The 19,038-nt window shown below is 64.4% G+C and carries 19 protein-coding genes; 9 read left to right on the forward strand and 10 right to left on the reverse strand.

From position 1 onward, the window contains the following. Genes CR152_RS15235 through CR152_RS15250 form a run of 4 tightly spaced genes read right to left on the reverse strand, consistent with a single transcriptional unit; the run spans position 1 to position 3,653 of the window. The gene (locus CR152_RS15235; protein WP_229413401.1) at positions 1–1,224 is read right to left on the reverse strand and encodes an ABC transporter permease; all 1,224 of its coding nucleotides are present in this window, start codon (positions 1,222–1,224) and stop codon (positions 1–3) included. Next, positions 1,221–1,985, reverse strand: coding sequence for an ABC transporter ATP-binding protein (locus tag CR152_RS15240; protein ID WP_099875712.1), 765 nt, complete (start codon positions 1,983–1,985; stop codon positions 1,221–1,223). Before CR152_RS15240 ends, CR152_RS15235 begins: the two co-directional genes overlap by 4 nt. Continuing rightward, positions 1,985–3,193, reverse strand: coding sequence for an efflux RND transporter periplasmic adaptor subunit (locus tag CR152_RS15245; protein ID WP_099875714.1), 1,209 nt, complete (start codon positions 3,191–3,193; stop codon positions 1,985–1,987). The genes CR152_RS15240 and CR152_RS15245 overlap by 1 nt, the downstream gene beginning before the upstream one ends. Before the next feature lie 58 nt (positions 3,194–3,251). Then, positions 3,252–3,653 carry a hypothetical protein gene (locus tag CR152_RS15250; protein ID WP_208640127.1) on the reverse strand — a complete coding sequence of 134 codons (402 nt, stop codon included), beginning with the start codon at positions 3,651–3,653 and terminating at the stop codon, positions 3,252–3,254. Here CR152_RS15250 and CR152_RS15255 point away from each other — a divergent pair. After that, positions 3,652–4,119, forward strand: a complete 468-nt coding sequence (locus CR152_RS15255) for an Lrp/AsnC family transcriptional regulator (RefSeq protein WP_099882360.1) — start codon at positions 3,652–3,654, stop codon at positions 4,117–4,119. The two genes, CR152_RS15250 and CR152_RS15255, sit on opposite strands and share 2 nt — an antisense overlap. A gap of 40 nt (positions 4,120–4,159) precedes the next feature. Here the strand turns inward: CR152_RS15255 and CR152_RS15260 are convergent, their stop codons facing one another. Genes CR152_RS15260 through CR152_RS15270 form a run of 3 tightly spaced genes read right to left on the reverse strand, consistent with a single transcriptional unit; the run spans position 4,160 to position 6,115 of the window. Beyond that, positions 4,160–5,125, reverse strand: a complete 966-nt coding sequence (locus CR152_RS15260; protein ID WP_229413402.1) for a GGDEF domain-containing protein — start codon at positions 5,123–5,125, stop codon at positions 4,160–4,162. A 1-nt stretch (position 5,126) separates the two neighbouring features. Next, positions 5,127–5,747, reverse strand: coding sequence for a chemotaxis protein CheC (locus tag CR152_RS15265; protein ID WP_099875718.1), 621 nt, complete (start codon positions 5,745–5,747; stop codon positions 5,127–5,129). A 2-nt stretch (positions 5,748–5,749) separates the two neighbouring features. Further along, complete coding sequence (locus tag CR152_RS15270) at positions 5,750–6,115, reverse strand: response regulator (RefSeq protein WP_099875719.1); 366 nt, start codon at positions 6,113–6,115, stop codon at positions 5,750–5,752. 198 nt (positions 6,116–6,313) lie between these two features. On the opposite strand from CR152_RS15270, the gene rpiA reads away from it, so the two are divergent. Beyond that, positions 6,314–6,991, forward strand: coding sequence for a ribose-5-phosphate isomerase RpiA (gene rpiA, locus CR152_RS15275; protein WP_099875721.1), 678 nt, complete (start codon positions 6,314–6,316; stop codon positions 6,989–6,991). A 75-nt stretch (positions 6,992–7,066) separates the two neighbouring features. Then, positions 7,067–7,411, forward strand: a complete 345-nt coding sequence (locus tag CR152_RS15280; protein WP_099875723.1) for a putative periplasmic lipoprotein — start codon at positions 7,067–7,069, stop codon at positions 7,409–7,411. A gap of 63 nt (positions 7,412–7,474) precedes the next feature. Here the strand turns inward: CR152_RS15280 and CR152_RS15285 are convergent, their stop codons facing one another. Further along, positions 7,475–7,747, reverse strand: a complete 273-nt coding sequence (locus CR152_RS15285) for an oxidative damage protection protein (RefSeq protein ID WP_099875725.1) — start codon at positions 7,745–7,747, stop codon at positions 7,475–7,477. A 35-nt stretch (positions 7,748–7,782) separates the two neighbouring features. Next, positions 7,783–9,093, reverse strand: a complete 1,311-nt coding sequence (argA, locus tag CR152_RS15290; RefSeq protein ID WP_099882364.1) for an amino-acid N-acetyltransferase — start codon at positions 9,091–9,093, stop codon at positions 7,783–7,785. A 53-nt stretch (positions 9,094–9,146) separates the two neighbouring features. Here argA and hrpA point away from each other — a divergent pair, with 53 nt between their 5' ends. Beyond that, complete coding sequence (gene hrpA / locus CR152_RS15295; protein ID WP_167399899.1) at positions 9,147–13,379, forward strand: ATP-dependent RNA helicase HrpA; 4,233 nt, start codon at positions 9,147–9,149, stop codon at positions 13,377–13,379. Between the two features lie 154 nt (positions 13,380–13,533). On the opposite strand, the gene CR152_RS15300 is transcribed toward hrpA, so the two are convergent. Next, positions 13,534–14,055 (reverse strand): PRC-barrel domain-containing protein, encoded by a 522-nt coding sequence (locus CR152_RS15300; RefSeq protein ID WP_099875727.1) that lies wholly within the window; start codon positions 14,053–14,055, stop codon positions 13,534–13,536. A gap of 224 nt (positions 14,056–14,279) precedes the next feature. Here CR152_RS15300 and CR152_RS34655 point away from each other — a divergent pair, with 224 nt between their 5' ends. The 5 genes from CR152_RS34655 to CR152_RS15320 all read left to right on the forward strand — a co-directional run bounded on the left by CR152_RS34655 (position 14,280) and on the right by CR152_RS15320 (position 18,771). Next, positions 14,280–14,402, forward strand: a complete 123-nt coding sequence (locus CR152_RS34655) for a hypothetical protein (protein WP_267876239.1) — start codon at positions 14,280–14,282, stop codon at positions 14,400–14,402. Further along, positions 14,396–15,556 carry an extracellular catalytic domain type 1 short-chain-length polyhydroxyalkanoate depolymerase gene (locus CR152_RS15305; RefSeq protein WP_099875730.1) on the forward strand — a complete coding sequence of 387 codons (1,161 nt, stop codon included), beginning with the start codon at positions 14,396–14,398 and terminating at the stop codon, positions 15,554–15,556. Before CR152_RS34655 ends, CR152_RS15305 begins: the two co-directional genes overlap by 7 nt. A 341-nt stretch (positions 15,557–15,897) precedes the next feature. After that, positions 15,898–16,605 carry a translesion DNA synthesis-associated protein ImuA gene (gene imuA / locus CR152_RS15310; RefSeq protein ID WP_099875732.1) on the forward strand — a complete coding sequence of 236 codons (708 nt, stop codon included), beginning with the start codon at positions 15,898–15,900 and terminating at the stop codon, positions 16,603–16,605. Further along, complete coding sequence (locus CR152_RS15315; protein WP_099875734.1) at positions 16,535–18,016, forward strand: Y-family DNA polymerase; 1,482 nt, start codon at positions 16,535–16,537, stop codon at positions 18,014–18,016. Before imuA ends, CR152_RS15315 begins: the two co-directional genes overlap by 71 nt. A 332-nt stretch (positions 18,017–18,348) precedes the next feature. Beyond that, positions 18,349–18,771, forward strand: a complete 423-nt coding sequence (locus CR152_RS15320) for a hypothetical protein (protein ID WP_099875737.1) — start codon at positions 18,349–18,351, stop codon at positions 18,769–18,771. Positions 18,772–19,038 lie beyond the last annotated feature (267 nt).

Below are 19,038 nucleotides of genomic sequence, written 5' to 3' on the forward strand. Positions count from 1 at the left end.
CTATTCGTAACGTAAGCAATCGACCGGCAGCAGCCTGGACGCGCGCCGTGCGGGGTAAAAACCGAAGAACACGCCCACCAGGCTGGAGAAGCCGCAGGCAACAATCACCGCGGACAGGGTGATCACGACATCGAACTTGCCGGTGGCGGTGATCGCGGCCGCCAATCCCATGGCGATGGCAATGCCCACCACGCCGCCAGCGAGGCAAATCACCACCGCTTCGGTCAAAAATTGCAACAGCACATCGCGCGGCTTAGCACCGATAGCCATGCGGATGCCGATCTCGCGCGTGCGCTCCGTCACCGACACCAGCATGATGTTCATGATGCCGATGCCGCCCACCACCAGCGAAATGGCGCCGATCACGCCGAGCATGGCGGCAATGCCGGCGCTGATCTTGCCGGCCGTCTCCGCGAACGAGGCCAGGTTGTCGATGCGGAAGTCGTCCGGCTCCTCGAACTTGATGTGATGGCGGTCGCGCAAGGTTTCGTTGATGTCTTCGATGGCGTCCTGCAAGTTGCCGTCCGATTTGCCCTGCGCCACGACGTAATGCACATTGTCGGGGAAAGGATTGCGGATCAGGTGGGCGCGGGCGGCGGTGATCGGCACCAGCACCAGTTCGGATATATCCGGCCCGTCGACCTGCTTGCCTTCGCCGTGCAGCACGCCAACGACCTGGAAGGCGACGTTTTCGATGCGGATATATTTGCCGAGCGGGTCCATCTTGTAGAAAAACTGGTCGGCGACCTTGTGTCCGATGATCACGCTGCGCGAGGCGGCGCGCACGTCGGCCTCGCTGAACACGCTGCCCAGTTCGATCTTCCAGTTGCGGATCTTGAACATGGCGGGCGTCACGCCGTGCACGATGCTCGACGACGTTTCATTGCCGACTGCCAGCTTGAAGCCGCCTTGCAGCGCCGGCGCCGCGCCGGACAGGCTGGACAGGGAATTCAAGGCGGCCGCGTCGGCCAGGGTCAATGCGGGCGCGGCGCCTGCGCGCATGCGCTGGGCAGCGGCGCGGTTCCCGCCCGGCGAAATGAACAGCATATTCGTGCCCAGCGCTTCGAGTTCCTTGCCGATGAAGCGCTGCATGCTGTCGCCCAAGGCCAGCAGCAGCACCACCGAGGTGATGCCGATGATGATGCCGAGCATGGTCAGCGCGGTGCGCAGGCGGTTCGCGCTCATCGAGCGGAACGCTTCGATCACAACCTGGAAGAAATTCATGGCGCGCCTCCGTGCGCCAGCGCCTGCTGCTCGTGGCTGAGCGCCAGTTCGCGCAAGCCGTCGGCGGCCGGGCCGTCGTACAGCACGCGCCCGTCTTTCAGGCGCATCAGGCGCTTGCTGTAGGCGGCAATGTCGGGCTCGTGCGTGACCAGCAGGATCGTGATGCCGCGTTCCACATTCAATTGCTGGAAGGAGCGCATGATGTCGACGCTGGTCTGGGTGTCGAGGTTGCCGGTCGGCTCGTCGGCCAGGATCAGCGGCGGGTCGCCCACCAGCGCACGGGCGATCGCTACCCGTTGCTGCTGTCCGCCCGACAATTGATTGGGCGTGCGCTTGGCGTACTCGGCCAGGCCGACCCGCTCCAGCTCGACCAGCGCCTTGGCGTGCGCCTTCGCGCGCGACACGCCGGCGTATATCAGCGGCAAGGCTACGTTCTCGGCCACGCTCATGCGCTTGATCAGGTTGAAGCTCTGGAACACGAAGCCGATCGTCCGGTTGCGCACGGTTGCCAGTTCGGCGCGCGACAGCGTCAAGGTATCGATGCCGTTGAGCAGGTAGGTGCCGCCGGTGGCCTGGTCCAGGCAGCCGAAGATATTCATCAGGGTCGACTTGCCCGAGCCGGATTGCCCCATCACAGCCAGAAAGTCGCCGCGCGGCACCAGCAGGTCGATGCCGAACAGCACTTGCGTCTCCATGCTGCCCGAAAAATAGCTTTTCGTGACCTGGCGGATATCGATCAGCGGCGTGTCCTGCGCCGGCATCAGAATTCGCTCTTGGCGCTGGCGTTGGCGCGCGTGATGACTTTATCGCCCTTTTTCAGCTCACCCGACAGCACTTCGGTGTAGCGGAAGTTGGACAGGCCGATCTTGATGTCGACCGGTTTGGCATCGTTCTTCTCGTCGAGCTTGTAGATCTTGAAGATGCGCGCCGTTTCGCTCTTGCTGCGGAAGGTGATGTCCTCATCCTCGGCCGGCGGCGGCACCGCCGGGGCGGTTTTGCCGTCGGCCTTCTGTTTTTTCTGTTCCTTTTCCAGCTCTTCATCGCTGAGGCGGAAACGCAGGGCGGCCGTGGGAATGCGCAGCACGTTGGGGCGGTTGCCGACCACCAGGCGCACCTGGGCCGTCATGCCGGGTTTGAGCAACTCTTCCTTATTTTCCACATCGAGCACGACGTTGTAGGTGACCACGTTTTGCACCACGTTCGCCGCCAGGCGGAACTGGCGCATGGTGGCCGCAAATTCGCGGTCGGGATAGGCGTCGACCACGAAGTGGGCCGGCTGGCCATCTTTCAGCGCGCCGACGTCGGCTTCCGAGACGCTGGTGTCGATCTGCATCTTGGTCAGATCCTTGGCGATCTGAAACAGGTTGGGTGTGGTGAAGGAGGCCGCCACCGTCTGGCCCAGGTCGATCGTGCGCTTGATGACGACGCCATCGATGGGGGCGCGGATGACGCTGTTGTCGAGGTCGGCCTGGGCGCGCGCCAGTTGCGCTTCGGACAGCTTGATATTGGCCTTGGCCACGTCCAGCTCGCGGCGCGCCTGGTCCAGGGTCAGGCCGGAGACGTAGTTCTGGGCCACCAGCCGTTCATTGCGCTCGAAGTTCGCTTGCGCCAGGCGCATCGAAGCCTGGGCCGAGGCCAGTCCGGCTTCGACCTGGCGGATCTGGGCGTTGAAGATGGTCGGGTCGAGTTTCAGCAGCACCTGGCCCTTTTTCACGTGGTCGTTGAAGTCGGCCTTGAGCTCGACCACCGTGCCCGATACTTGCGAGCCGACATTGATCAGCGCCACTGGGTTGATGGTGCCGGTGGCCGTGACGGTCTGCGTGATGGTACCGGTGTCGACTGGCGCGGAACGGTAGCGCGACTCGGGGATGACCGGCGGTTTTTTCGATTGCAGGTAGACAGCGCCGGCGGCGCCGGCAGCGAGCACGGCGATCAGGATGGCTACGCGTTTCCGGGTGAATAATGTCATTGGCTTCAACAAGTCTGGCGCGGTAGCGCGACGTCGTAGTGTCCGCCATTTGTGCTAGTTAGGCAACATGCATACGTGAAACTTTTTGTTGCATGGGGCAAATGTCGGCGATGCCGATCACGTTGTGCAGGCGCGCCATGAACAGGTCGAGCAGGTCGGGGTCGGCGGCGCGCAGATTCAGGAAGATGGTGTCCTTGCTTGCGCAGCTGTCGAGCTCCAGCGCGGCCAGTTGCAGGCCCCCGCGGCGGGCGATGGCCAGCACGGCTTCGAGGGTGTCCAGGGTGGCCGTCTTGGGGACCGAAAAACTCAGGGGGAGGTGGCTATCGTTCATGTCGAAAGGATATCCGGAGGGCTGCGGAATAGGCTTTTGAAGTGAGGCCTGGTTTGCGGTTTGATGGAAGATTCTTCTGCTGTGGATGTGGTATCGTGATAATTCTTCTTTAGAGGTGCCAAAAGCCATGAATGCTCCCGAACTTGATGAGATTGACCGCAAGATCTTGCGCGAGCTGCGCCGTGACGGGCGGATTTCAAATACGCAGCTTGCCGAGAAGATCGGCCTGTCGGCGTCCCCATGCTGGAACCGCGTGCGGCAGATGGAAGAGGCGGGGGTGATCGAAGGCTATACGGTGCTGCTGAGCCAAAAGGCGCTGGGCGTGCCCGATACGGTGATGATCGAGGTGACCCTGGACCGGCACGACGACGATACCTTCGAGAGTTTCGGACAGGCGCTGGCCGATATGCCGGAAGTGCTGGAGGCGTATTTACTGACCGGGGAGTACGATTACCTGATCAAGGTGGCGGTGGCGGGGACGGCGGGGTACGAGGAGTTTTTGCGGCGCAGGTTGTACAAGCTGCCGGGATTGCGGCACAGCAGGTCGACGTTTGTGTTGAGGGTGATGAAGCGGAGTTATTCGCCGGAGCCGTAGCCTCTGTCGTTCCTGGCAATGCCAGGAACGACGGGTACGCTTACGGCGAACTAAACCTCACCACCCGGTTCCGTCCCGCACCTTTGGCCATGTACAGCGCCCGGTCCGCTTCGCCCAGCAGCGCGGCGATATCGCCCGAATTTTCCAGCGCGTGCGTCGCCAGGCCAATGCTCACCGTCACATACCCAGTCAGCTCGGTCTTGGCATGCGGAATCGCCAAAGCGGCAATGCGCTCGCGCATCTTCTCGGCCAGTACCTGGCTGTGTTCAGCCGTCATCTCCGGCAGGATCACGGCGAATTCTTCACCGCCGTAGCGGGCAATCAGGTCGGCCGGCCGCTGCAGCATGGCCGCCAGCGCGTGCGCCACCTTGATCAGGGTGTCATCCCCCTGCTGGTGCCCGTAATGGTCGTTGTACGGCTTGAAGAAATCGATATCGATCATCAGCAGCGACAGCGGCGTGCCGGAGCGCTTCGCGCGCCGCATTTCCTTTTCCATCGCCACATCGAAATGGCGCCGGTTGGCAATCCCGGTCAGGCCGTCCGAAAACGTCTGCGAGCGCAGTTCGAGTGCCTGTTCGCGCAGCAGCCGTTCGCGGTGGACGGCTACGCTCACGTCCGTAATCTGGATCAGGCAATGGCGCTCCAGACCCGGTACGTCGAGCGGCGTCACGGCGACGGCCTGCTGCATGCGTTCGCCCGCCTCGCGCGCCGCGGCGTTGACGAACAGCGCAAACGGCGCCTTGTGCAAGGTTTGCGACAACACCGATGGAAAATTGTCGCGCAGCGCCTGGCGCACGGCGCCGTCGATGCGCTTGCCGCCCAGTTCGGGGAACAGGACAAAAAAATCCTGCCCCACCACACTCTCGGCCGGCAAGTCCGAATACTGGCTCATCCAGCGGTTCCACACCACCACGCGCCGAGCATGGTCGAGCACGATCGTGCCCAGATTGATCGCGCCGAGCACGCTTTCAAGCATGCCCTGGCCAGGTGCCGCGGCGTCTGCCATGTCAGGCCGGACCCATGATCTTGGCAAGGTAGCGGTCGACCTGGTCTTGCAGGTCCTGGAGCGCGGTCAGGTCGAGGATGAAGGCCACATAGCCGTGGATCTGGTGTTTTTCGAGGATGAAGTCGATATGCAGCATCAGCACCACGGTATCGCCCTGGCCGCCGGTGGCGCTCAGGATTTCCTCGCTGGTGCCCACGTGGTACTCGGGCAGGGACCCGCTCAGTTCTTGCGCAAAAATATTGGCCAGGGTGCCGACGCAGGAGTTGAGAATGATGTTGCCGATCTCGCTCAGCGCTTCCTGCTCCATCTCCGTCAATTCCTTGAGCGGCACCGACTCGCCCACCATCAGGCGCACGATATCGAGGCTCTTGTCCTCGGGGAACATCAAAATGGCTTCGGTCTTGAACGCACCTTCGTAGTGCTGGCTGACGCCGCACACGCGCGAACTGTCCTTGTTGCCGAGCATCTCAGCGGCTTCCGCACGGTTGAGGAAGCTGATCGACGGTACCGACATCGTCACTTCTTCATTGACGATCTCGCTCATCGACTTGGCCGCGTGGCCTACGCCGATGTTGAAGATCTCGACCAGCGCATCGTGCTGCAGTTCGCTGAGATTGAACATGGTCACTCCAGGGCGCCGATCAGGGCATGAATGCGCGTTTCGGTGATGGGTTTTTCCATGAAGCCGATGCCCAGTTCGGTGGCGCGGCTACGGGTGGCGTTCTGGACGTTGGCGGTGACGAGCGAAATATGGGCGTCCGGACAGGCGGCGCGCAGGTGCTCGGCAGCGGCCAGGCCGCCCATGCCAGGCATGTTGACGTCGATGAGAATCAGAACGGGGGACAGGGTTTTCACCTTCTCGATGGCTTCTTCGCCGGTGCCGGCTTCTTCCACCTTCCAGTCGGGTTGCCGGCTGAGGATGAATTGGCGCGCCATCAGCCGCGATACTCGGCTGTCATCGACGACAAGGACCGTTTTCGTTTCGTTCATGTCACTTTCCCAGAGAATCTATGCATCGAGGCATTTTCGCATAGATTCCACCCCGTATAGGTAAAACGGACCAGCCGTGCCCGCGACTTGGTTACGTTCATGCGACATGGCAACAAAATTGGGCAGGAAAGGTGTATTGGCGAGGTGCGATCCGTTAAAATAAGAGCATTCCTTCTTTTTCTCCCCTTATTTTCTGACATGACTCAAGACGAATTGAAACAAGCCGTGGCCCGCGCCGCCATCGCCTACGTGGTTGACGGCGAGATCATCGGCGTTGGCACGGGCTCCACCGCCAATTTCTTCATCGATGAGCTGGCCACCATCAAGGACCGCATCAAGGGTACGGTGGCCTCGTCCGAAGCGACCGCGGCGCGCCTGCGCGGCCACGGCATTGCCGTGTACGACCTGAACGACGTGACCGACATCGCCGTCTACATCGACGGCGCCGACGAGATCACCGCCAGCGGCGCCATGATCAAGGGCGGCGGGGCAGCCCTGACGCGCGAGAAAATCGTCGCTTCCGTGTCGCGCCAGTTCGTCTGCATCGCCGACGGCTCCAAGCTGGTGCAGACCATGGGCGCCTTTGCGCTGCCGGTCGAAGTGCTGCCGATGGCGCGCGCGGCCGTGATGCGGCGCCTTGCGGCCCTGGGCGGCCAGCCGCGCCTGCGCCTCAAAGCAGGCACCGAACAAGCTTTCATTACCGATAACGGCGGCGAAATCATCGACGTGGCGGGTCTGTCGATCACCGATCCGGTCGGGCTGGAGCAACAGATCAACCAGATCGTCGGCGTCATCGCCGTCGGCCTGTTTGCCCAGCGCGGGGCCGATGTGTGCCTGCTGGGAACAAGCGAAGGCGTCAAGACGCTGACGTTTTAAGCCATACAAGACATCGATTCGGCAAGAAATCGATCAAACATGAAGTTAAAGAAGTAGTTCAACGACGGGGATAACATGAAGCGATTGCTTTTGGCGGTGATGTGTGTGGCGGTGCTGGGCGGCTGTTCGTCGGCCAGGAAACAAAAAGTCGCGGCGCGGCAAGCGCCGGTGAAGGTGGCCGTCGCGCCAGTGCAAGCACCAGCGCTCGACGCCAAGGGCCAGCCGATCGCGCACGTGCCGTTCCGCCCCGGCATTTCGTCGGTAACGGTGGAAAACATGGCCAAGAAGCAGGGTTGTAAGGGCGGCGTGGGTGCCGGCCTGATGACGCCGCCGGGTCCGGTCGAGGTGTATCGCATGGTGTGCGATAACCGTACCATTTTCCAGGCCAAGTGCGAATTGCGTCAGTGTAAGCCGATTTGAAGCAGATCTGATGAAAGCTGGCGCGGCCCGGAGAGGGCGCGCGCCAGTTTGCTGAAGGCTTGCTCAGTCCGCTGGTGGGACGTAGCCTTGGGCAGCGTCGGCGCCATCGCCGAAGAAATGCTTTTCCATCTGCGTGGCCAGGTATTTGCGCGCGCGCTGGTCGGCCAGGTTCAGGCGGTTTTCATTGACCAGCATGGTCTGGTGCTTGAGCCATGCCGCCCAGGCTTCCTTCGACACCGATTCCCAGATTTTCTTGCCCAGCTCGCCCGGGTAAGGCGGGAAGTCGAGTCCTTCGGCTTCCTTGTTCAGTTTGATGCAATGGACGGTGCGAGCCATGTGTACTCCTCAAGCGGATAAGTGTAAAGGCGTGATTATAAAGACTTAATCAGCACTTGGGATTTGCGCTGCCAGTTATACATATGCTGGCGATCCTTGGGCAAGGCGTCGACCGTGGCCGGCTTGAAGCCGCGCTTCTGGAACCAGTGCGAGGTGCGCGTGGTGAGCACGAACAGCTGCTTGAGGCCGGCCGCACGGGCGCGGTTTTCCACGTGCTTGAGGATACGCTCGCCGTCGCCCTGGGCCTGCACTTCGGGGTTCACCGTCAGGCAGGCCATTTCGCCCATTTTCGATTCCGGGAACGGATACAGGGCGGCGCAGCCGAAGATCACGCCATCGTGCTCGATCACGGAGAACTGGTCGATCTCGCGTTCGATCAGTTCGCGTCCGCGCTTGACCAGGGTGCCGTCGGCTTCGAGCGGCTCGATCAGCTTGATAATGCCGCCCACGTCTTCAATGGTGGCACGGCGCAGGCTTTCCAGGTTTTCGTGGCTGATCATGGTGCCCACGCCATCGTGGGTGAACAGTTCGAGCAGGGCCGAACCGTCCATCTCGAACGGCACGATGTGGGCGCGCGGCACGCCGCTGTTGCAGGCCTTGATGGCGTGCTGCAGGTAGAACGCGGCGTCGGGCGGCAAAAAGCCCGCCTGCAGCACGGCTTCGGCCTGGTGCGAGGACAGTTCGCGGATTTCGGCGCCGCCTTCGTCAACCATCATCGGCGTTTCGGTGATGAACACGAGTTTGTCGGCGTGCAGGGCAATCGCGGCCGACACGGCCACGTCTTCCATGGTCAGGTTGAACGCTTCGCCGGTCGGCGAGAAGCCGAGCGGCGAGAGCAGCACCGGGCTGTCGGTGGCCAGGATCGCGTGGATGGTTTCGGCGGCGATCTTGCGCGGCATGCCGGTCAGTTCGAGGTCGACGCCATCGATCACGCCAAGCGGGCGCGCGGTGACGAAGTTACCTGAGATGATGCGGATGGCGGCGTGCGCCATCGGCGTGTTGGGCAAACCCTGGCTGAAGGCGGCCTCGATGTCGAGGCGCAGTTCGCCGGCCGCTTCTTTCGCGCATTCGAGGGCGGCGGTGTCGGTGATGCGGATGCCGTTGTGAAAACGGCCTTCGACGTTCCGCAGCGCGAGCTGCTCGGCGACCTGGGGCCGCGAGCCGTGCACGATCACCACGCGGATATCGAGGGCGACGAGCAGCGACAAATCCTGGGCCAGCACCGGCAGCGCGCCGGCGGTGACGAGTTCACCCGGAAAGGCGACCACGAAGGTCTTGCCACGGAACGCGTGGATGTACGGCGCGACTGAGCGCAGCCATTGGACGAATTGGTTAGGGGTTTCCATTTGGCGCATTATAATTCGCTGCGCGACTTGCGCGCTAAATTCATGTAAAAACAATGTCAGAACAGAGTAACAAGCCTTCCGCACCGCCGTCGCCACCCGTCGCCACGCCCCGCAATGCCAGCGAGGCGGGTCAACCCGCGCCGCGTGGGTCTCAATCGCGCCAGCCGCGCCAGCCGGGGGAGGGCGAGCGCCAGGGTGCCGCAGCGCGTGCGCCAAGGGAGGGCCAGCCAGCCGGCGAACGCCCGGCGCGTGCGCCGCGTCCACCGCGTGAAGGCCAGCTGGCCGGCGAACGTCCGGCGCGCGCCCCGCGTCCACCGCGCGAAGGTCAGGCAGCCGGTGAACGTGCGCCACGCGAAGGTCAGCCAGCGGGCGAACGTCCGCAGCGCGCGCCGCGCGAAGTATTTCGCACGCCTCTGCCGCCGATTACCTTTCCCGAAGACCTGCCGGTCTCCGGGCGCCGCCAGGACATCGCCAAGGCGCTGCTGGAGAACCAGGTCATCATCGTTTCCGGCGAAACCGGTTCCGGCAAAACCACCCAGCTGCCCAAGATCTGCCTGGAGCTGGGACGCGGCCAGAAGGGCCTGATCGGCCACACCCAGCCGCGCCGGATCGCCGCGTCGTCCACCGCCAAGCGCATCGCGCAGGAACTGGGCACGCCGCTGGGCGTGCACGTGGGCTTCAAGGTGCGCTTTACCGACACCTTGCAGCCGGGTGCCTCGGTCAAGCTGATGACGGACGGGATCCTGCTGGCCGAAACCCAGACCGACCCGCTGCTCAAAAACTACGACACCATCATCATCGATGAAGCGCACGAGCGCAGCCTGAACATCGATTTCCTGCTTGGTTACCTCAAGCAGCTGCTGCCGCGCCGTCCCGACCTGAAAGTGATCATCACCTCGGCAACGATCGATGCCGACCGCTTCGCGCGCCACTTCGCCAACGGCGACAAGCTGGCGCCGGTGATCGAAGTGTCGGGCCGCCTGTACAAGGTGGAAGTGCGCTATCGCCCGGTCGACCGCGATCCGGTGGCGGTGGCGCCGCCAGTGGCGTCGGGCAAACCGATTCCGAAGGCGCAGGCCGCGCGCGACAAGCGTGACCTGATGGACGCCGTGGTCGATGGCGTCGACGAATTGTGCCGCCTCGGTTCGGGCGACGTGCTGGTGTTCCTGCCGGGTGAGCGCGAAATTCGCGATTGCGCCGAAGCCCTGCGCAAGCACCATCCGCCGCACGTCGAAATCCTGCCGCTGTTCGCCCGCCTGTCGGTCGAGGAGCAGGAGAAGGTCTTCAAGATCACCAATGCGCGCCGCATCGTGTTGGCCACCAACGTGGCCGAGACTTCGCTGACGGTGCCGGGCATCCGCTACGTGGTCGACGCCGGCCTTGCGCGCGTGAAGCGCTACAGCTTCCGCAACAAGGTCGAGCAATTGCAGGTGGAGCCGATCGCGCAGTCGGCCGCCAACCAGCGCGCCGGCCGTTGCGGCCGGGTGGCCGACGGCGTCTGCATCCGCCTGTACGAAGAAAACGATTACCTGCAGCGCCCCAAGTTCACCGAGCCGGAAATCCTGCGCTCGTCGCTGGCGGCGGTCATCCTGCGCATGAAGTCCCTGCACCTGACGGATGTGGAGACGTTCCCGTTCATCGAGCCGCCGCAGGGCCGCGCGATCGCCGACGGCTACCAGCTGCTGCAGGAAGTGGGCGCGGTCGACGAATCGAACGACCTGACCCCGCTCGGCCACAAGCTGGCCAAGCTGCCGCTCGATCCAAGGGTCGGGCGCATGATTCTGGCCGCGCTGGAAAACGCCTGCCTGACCGAGATGCTGATCATCGCCTCGGCGCTGTCGGTGCAGGATCCGCGCGACCGGCCGATGGAGCACCAGCAGGCTGCCGACGAGGCGCACAAGAAGTTCGCCGACGAGAAGTCCGAGTTCCTCACCTATATCAAGATTTGGACGTGGTTCGAGGCGGCCATCGAGCACAAGAAAACCAACCGCCAGCTGATGGAAACCTGCCGCACCAATTTCCTCTCGCAGGTGCGCCTGCGCGAATGGCGCGACGTGCATTCGCAGCTGCTCACCATCGTCAAGGAGCAGGGCTGGCGCATGAACGAGCTGCCGGCCACGTACGAAAACCTGCATACGGCCCTGCTCACTGGCCTGCTGGGCAATATCGGCTTCAAGTCCGAGGATGAACCGGGCGCCGGCTACCTGGGCGCGCGCGGCATCAAGTACCACGTGTGGCCGGGTTCCTCGCTCATTAAAAAGCCGGGCAAGTGGATCATGGCGGCCGAACTGGTGGAAACCACGCGCCTGTACGCGCGCTGTGTGGCCAACATCGCACCCGAATGGATCGAGCGGGTGGGCAGCCACCTGCTGAAAAAATCGTGGGGCGAGCCGCGCTGGGAAAAGCGCGCCGCGCAGGTCACCGCATCCGAACGCGCGACCCTGCACGGGCTGGTGATCTACAGCCAGCGCCGCATCAACTACGGTCAGTTCAATCCGGCCGAAGCGCGCGAGATCTTCATTCGCGATGCGCTGGTGGCGGGCGACTACGATACGCGCGCGCCGTTCTTTGCGCATAACCACAAGCTGATCAAAGAGATCGAAAACCTCGAGCACAAGTCGCGCCGTCTCGACGTGCTGGTCGACGACCATCTGATCGCCGCCTTCTACGACAAGCTCATTCCGACCGATGTGGTCAACGGCGCCGGCTTCGAGAAGTGGCACAAGGACGCCACCTTCAAGGAACCCAAGCTGCTGTTCCTGAACCGCGACGAATTGATGCGGCACGAAGCGGCTGGCGTCACCACCGAGTTGTTCCCGAAGGTGATGTCGGTGACCGGCATCGAAATGCAGCTCACCTACCACTTCGAGCCGGGCAGCCTGCGCGACGGCGTTACCCTGGCGGTGCCGCTGTTTGCGCTGAACCAGCTGCCGCGCGAGCGCGCGGACTGGCTGGTGCCGGGCATGCTGAAGGAGAAGGTGCATCTGCTTTTAAAATCGCTGCCGCAGAAGCTGCGCCGCCATTGCGTGCCGCTGCCCGATTACGCGGCGCGCTTTTGCGAACGCGTGCACGAGGCGGGCAAGTTCGGGCGCGGTGACCTGATCGATGCCATCATCGCCGACATCCGCTCGCAAACGAGCCTGATGGTGATGACGACCGACTTCAAGCCCGAAACGCTGCCGGCCCACCATTTTATGAACTTCAAGGTGATCGACGAGCACGGACGCCAGCTCGACATGGGGCGCAACCTGGCGACCTTGCAGGCCGAATTCGGCGGGCAGGCGCGCCAGAGCTTCCAGAAGCTGGCGGAGGTGTCGATTCCGGCGGCGCCGGGCAAGGTCCAGGCGACGGCCACGACTTCGGCCTCGGCCGCTGCGCCGGCGGCAGCATCGTCGGCGGCCACGGCGTCGCAACCGAATGCGCCCAAGGTCAGCCAGCACACCGGCCTGACCTCGTGGACCTTCGGCGAATTGCCGGAGCTGCTGGAAATCGTGCAGGGCAAGCTGACCCTGATCGGCTTTCCGGCGCTGGTGGACAAGCAGACCCACTGCGACCTGGAAGTGTTCGACGATCCGACCGTGGCTGCCGCCACCCACCGCATCGGCCTGCGCCGCCTGTTCGCGCTGCAGTTCAAGGAGCAGATCAAGTTTGTCGAGAAGAACATTCCGGGTTTGCAGCAGATGGGCATGCAGTTCATGGCGATGGGCTCGCAGGAAGAGTTGCGCGACCAGATCATCCAGAAAGCGATCGACATCGCCTGCCTGCAAGACCCGCTGCCGACCGACGCGGCTTCGTTCAACAAGCGCAAGGAGGAAGGCAAGTCGCGCCTGACCTTGCTGGTGAACGAGATTGCACGCCTGGTGTCGCAGGTGTTGACCGAGTTCCACGGCTTGCCCAAGAAGCTGCAGGGCGTGCAGGCGCAGGCCGCGGCCGACATGCAGTCGCAGTTGCAGGGACTGGTGCACAAGCGCTTCCTGATCGATAACGATTATGCGCAGCTGGCGCATTTTCCGCGCTATCTGAAGGCGATCAATGTGCGGCTGGAAAAGCTGCGTGCCGATCCCGCGCGCGACGCCAAGCTGATGGCCGAGTGGACCCAGTCCGCCAGCCATTTCATGCGCGCCGCGCGCGACCGGCTGGCGGGAAAAAACACCGATCCGAAGATGGTGGAATTTCGCTGGATGCTCGAAGAGCTGCGCGTGTCGCTGTATGCGCAGGAATTGCGCACGCCAATGCCGGTGTCGGCCAAGCGCCTGCAGAAGGTGTGGGAGTCGATGCAGCGCTGATCCAGGGCGTCGGCGTGCGGATAGCCACAAGGTGTCATCCGTGCACGCCTTCGGCCCGTCGGTGCACGCCTTCGACACTCCGCGCGCGTCATACGGGCGCACGCGGGCGCGCCGCACTGGCCCCCCTCCATCGGCGCTATTCGTCAAGGACGCTTCATAGTCCGGCACCCATGCCGCTCGTTCCGGAACCGCCGCCCATGCCGCTGGTCCCCGGGCTGCCGCTCGTGGTGCCCGTGCCTGCGCCGCCCATGCCGGACTGCGTTCCCGCGCCCATGCCGCCGCTGGTGGCGTCGGTTCCGTAAAACCCATGCACCTGGCTGGCCCAGCTGATGTCGCTCATGTCGGGCCAGGCGTCCGGGTCGAAGCCGGGTGCGTTTTTCAGGCGCTCTTTCTCCACATTGAGCACGAAGCGCTTGTTGACGGTGTCCAGATGCAGCGCTTGCCACGGCACTGCAAACAGTTTTTCGCCCAGCCCCAGCATGCCGCCGAAGGCCAGCACCGCATAGGCGACTTGCCCGCTGCGCATGTCGAGCATGATTTCCTTGATCTCGCCCAGATCGTCTTCCTGGGCATTGACCACGTTGTCGCCGATCAGGGTGTCGGCGCCCATCAGGGCAGGGCCCGGACCGGCGCTGCCTTTGTACATGCCATATTTGTCGCGCTCTGTGTAATTCATCTCGTTCTCCTGGTGTTTTTGGGTGTGCGGACCTCGCCGCTCGCGGTCCTTATGCAAACAGACTAGATTTTTGCGCAAGCGGTTCTTTGATGTGCCTCAATGGTGTCGGCGCGCACGCGTGGCCGGCCGATGTTGCTTTTTTGTTCATCGGACCGGCTAAGCGGCGCAACGCACGGAGCGGCGCCTTGCGTGCACGCTATGCTGGTTGAAAGGAGGCCATCACCATGATCGTCAATGCACGCTGCACCCACGCCGGCCCGCTCGGCAAACCAATGTCGACCCGCTCGTTCGCGGCCATCCTGTGGGCGCGCCTGCACCAGCGCGTGATGGTGCGTTTGCGATGGTAAAGTCGAGCGCCCCCTTGCTGCGCAGCCTGATGCGCGTGGGTAAAAAGCAGCAACGCTCGACGGCGCGCCTGCTCACGGCGCTGTTCGCGCCGCCCAAACCGGCGCCCAAGGCACGCGCCAAACCGGCACCGAAACTTGCCTCAACAACCGCTCCCAGGCCCGCCCCGAAACCCAGAGCCGCCTCCACGGCTGCACCCACGCCAAAACCGAAACCAGCGCCGCGCGCCGCGCTGGCGGCATCGCTTAAAGATGCGCCAGCACCGGGCAAGTGGCTCACCGCGCGCTACGCCGGCCAGAGCGGACAGGTGCTGCGCACGATGAGTTACTGGCTGTATCTGCCCGATGGCGCGGCGCCGCCCTCGGGCTGGCCGCTGATCGTCATGCTGCACGGCTGCGAGCAGAGCGCCACCCAGTTTGCCCAGGGCACGCGCATGAACCAGATGGCGCAAAAGGCCGGCTATGCCGTGCTGTATCCCCAGCAATCGCTCAGCGCCCATCCGCACCGCTGCTGGAAATGGTATGACCGCGCCACCCAGCAGGGCGGGGGCGACGTGCCGGTGATTGTGGGCATGCTCGGCCAGGTGCTGGCCGCATACGGCCTGGACCGCTCGCGGGTGTTCATCTGCGGCATGTCGGCGGGAGCTGGCATGGCCAATATTGTCGCGCTCAACCATCCGGAGCTGTTCGCCGGGCTGGGGCTGCATTCGGGGCCGCTGTATGGCGCGGGGCACAGCACGGTCGGGGCGCTCGGGGTTATGCAACATGGCAACGGCGCGCGGGTCGACAGCGCCATCGCCGAAGTGCTCGAACGGCGCCCCGGGTTTCCGTCCATGCCGACCATCCTGATCCAGGGCGACGACGACCGGGTGGTGCGGCCGGTCAACCAGGTGCACTTGCGGCGCCAGGCGATGCTGATCAATGATCTGCCGGCGGCGACGCCGGTGCGGGTGGCGCACAAGGCCGGTGGGCGCAGTGGTTTGCCGCACCAGCTGCACGATGTGTATCGCGGGCGCAAGCTGATCTTGCGCGTGGCTCAGATCGCCCAGCTGCAGCATGCCTGGAGCGGGGGCGACGCGCGCCTGTCGTTCAATTCGGCGGCGGGGCCGGATGCCAGCAAGATGCTGGTCGACTTCTTCGGCAAGCACCGGCGTTGACCTTGGTTTCTTTCTGGGCAATGATGCGCGCTTGTTCATTCTTTCCTGGCATCCGGCCATGCGTTACTGGTATGTAAATCCAATCTTTCTAAAAAGGAAATCGTGTCGTACCGGCCTGGTCCGGTCGTTGGCTTAAGCACGTTTGTTGTATTGGGCATGACCATGATGGCCTTGGCCGCTGCCCTGCGGGCGTGGCTGCTGCACAGATGATGCTTGGCTGGAAAAATTTCTAATCAGAGGTCTGACCCCGGTGCTTGGAAGGCGGGGTGCGCACGATAGGCCTTGCCAAATTGGCAGCCAGAGAGTACTGTATAAACATACAGTACTTTGTTGATCCGACCATGAGCTCCCCTGATTTCCTTGCCGCGCCCGAGACCTTGCATCCCGCCCTGTGGCGCGCTTCCCAGCTGGCCCATGCCGGCACGCGCTGTGTCGACAGCGGCCATCCCACCCTGTCGCCCCAGTTGCCTGGCGGCGGCTGGCCCAGCGGCTGCCTGGTCGAGCTGCTGCAGCAGCAGAGCGGCATCGGCGAATTGCGCCTGCTGCGTCCGGCCTTGGCCAAGGTGGCCGAGCGCCGCATCGTGCTGCTGCAGCCACCCCATCCACCCCAGGCGCTGGCCCTGGCCGCGCTCGGGCTGCCGCCTTCCCAGATGATCTGGGTGCGCAGCGCGCGCAATGCCGATGCCCTGTGGGCGGCCGAGCAGGTGCTGCGCAGCGGCAGTTGCGGCGCGCTGCTGTTCTGGGCCAGCCATGCGCGTCCCGATGCGCTGCGCCGCCTGCATCTGGCGGCCCAGTGCGGCGAGGCCCTGTTCTTCCTGCTGCGCCCGCTCGCGGCGGCTCAGGATGCCTCGCCGGCGCCGCTGCGCCTGAGCTTGCGTCCGGCCCTCGGCGGGCTCGACATCGGTTTCGTCAAACGCCGGGGACCGCAGCGCGACGCGCCCCTGTTCCTGCCCCTGACTCCTTCTTTACTGCAGCGCCATGCGACTCTGGATCGGCCTCTGCCTGCCCCGGCTCCCGCTCGACGTATTCAGCCCGCACTGGTCGGCTGAGGCCGCCAGCGTCGTGCTGGAACACGAGCGCGTGCTGGCCGCCTCGCCACTGGCGCAGGCGGGCGGGGTGCGCGAGGGCATGCGCCGCGGCGGCGTGCTGATGCTGTTGCCCGCAGCGCGCCTGCACGAGCGCGAGCCCGCGCGCGAAGCCGCCGCCCTGCAGGCGGTGGCCATGGCGCTGCTGCAGTACACGCCCCAGGTCACCCTGGCCGAGGAAGCGACCTTGCTGATGGACGTGGGGGCCAGCCTGCGCCTGTTCGGCGGGGTGCGCGCGCTGTGCCGGCGCATCCGCGCCAGCGTGCGCGCGCTCGGCTTCAGTGCCCGTCTCAGCTGCGCGCCGACGGCGCGCGGGGCCTGGCTGCTGGCGCGCGGCGGCAGCGGCCACGCGCTTGGCATGGCATCGCTCAAGCGCCGCCTGGACCGGCTGCCGGCCGCCTTGCCGCTGCCGGCGCGCCCGTTTGCCGCCTGGCTCGATGGCATCGGCTGCCTGTCGCTGGGCCAGCTGCGGCGCCTGCCGCGTCCGGGCTTGCAGCGCCGTTGCGGCGGCGCCTTGCTGGGCGTGCTCGACGCCGCCTACGGCATGACGGCCGAGCTGTTCGACTGGATCGCCGCGCCCACCACCTTCCAGGCCCGGCTCGACTTGTTCGACCGGGTCGAGCAGGCCGATGCCCTGCTGGCCGGCGCCCACAGCCTGCTGCTGCAAATGACGGGCTGGCTGTGCGCGCACCAGCTGGCGGTGGGGCGCATCGTGCTGCTGCTCGAACACGAGCGCGGCCGGGTGGCACGGCCGCCGACCGTGCTCGACATCATCCTGGCCGAGCCGACCTGGCGCGACGACCATCTGGTGCGCCTGCTGCGCGAGCGCCTGGGCAGCCTGACCCTGGAAGCGCACGTGATCGGTCTGGTGCTCGAAGCGCCCGAGGTGCAGGCCATGGCCGTGCCGAGCGAGTCGCTGTTTCCCGAGCCCGGCGGCAGCGAGCAGGACCAGTGGCGCATGCTCGAACTGCTGGTGGCGCGCCTCGGCCCCGAGAATGTGCTGCAGGCGGCCCCGCGCGCCGATTACCGGCCCGAGCTGGCCAACCGCTGGGTGCCGGTGCAGCAGACGCGGCGCACGGCGCAGCAGCAGCCGCAATTGCCGCCGGACGTGCTCAGCCTGCCGCGCCCGGCCTGGCTGCTGGCCAAGCCGGTGGCGCTGCTGATGCGCGATCACCGGCCGTTTTACGGCTCGCCCCTGCGCATGGCCTCGACCCCCGAGCGGATCGAGGCGGGCTGGTGGAGCCAGTCGCAGACGCGCGATTATTTCATTGCGCAAGGGCAGGATCATGCCCATTACTGGGTCTACCGCGAACGCATCGCCGGCGCCGATGGCGATACCGCGCCGCGCTGGTTCCTGCATGGCTTGTTCGGCTGAGAGCGCCCATGCGAACGGCCGCTATCCGGGGCTGAAGATGATGTCCGACTGATCACGAACAAGGAGCAGGCGGCAAGTCATCGGCGTTCATGGCAGCCGCCCTCACGTGACGGCGCCGTCACATCGCTGCCTCAGAACCGCTTGCCTTCAAACCGCCTCATGGTCGCTTGCCTTCGAGCCGCCGCTCGATGCGCCAGGCGCTCCGATAGCGCGCCGGGAATGCGTGACAAGCGTTTCCGTACTAGCACAATCGATAGCATTGATGCGGCTTCTTTCCGGCGTAGGATGGATTCTGCTGTCTTCTTAACACCACTTAATGACAGGAGGACGTTATGGCAGAAGAGAACGGAACAGGGGAAGAGCGCGTTGTTCTGGACGCGCGCACCCTTCAGAATATCAGCCCCGAAACCCTGGCACGCCTTCGCAGCGAGTTCGGCATGTCGGTCGAGCTGAAATCGACCAAGCCGGGCTTGTCCGGACTGCTCGACAGCCTGACCAGGGGCGGCACCCTCACCACGCCACAGGGGATGGTGGCCGCCTATGACCGCGGCTTCGATCGCACCAGTCCCGGCTACGACAAGTACTACGACCGCGACCGGGCCCTGGCCAACCCTGCCCAGGATTTGCTCGACCCGGTGATTAACCCCGGCCCGCTCATCCCCGGCGTGGCCAACCCTGCCCAGCCCGGCCTTGCCCCCGTGGTGAGCCCCGGCATCGACGCCGGGGTGCTGAACCGTTTAACCCCTCGCCGATGACGCAAGGCGGGCTTGCCCGCCGTAGAGGGACATGGCGTTAAGTTAAGCCGTTTTGTGACCACGAATTTCAAAACTGTCATTTCTGCCATTGGCAGAGATGACTTCCCGCGCAGGGCTAGGCGCTCCCACGGCAATCCAAGGGTCTGTCGCTTAGCAAAGATGCCTTGGATTCCCGCCTGCGCGGGAATGACGGAGCTTAATTTAGCGGCATTATTTAGCGGCTTGATTTAGCGGCTTGATTTAGCGGCATTCGCCGTAGAGGGAGAC

Source organism: Massilia violaceinigra, assembly GCF_002752675.1.
GTDB lineage: Bacteria > Pseudomonadota > Gammaproteobacteria > Burkholderiales > Burkholderiaceae_D > Telluria_A > Telluria_A violaceinigra.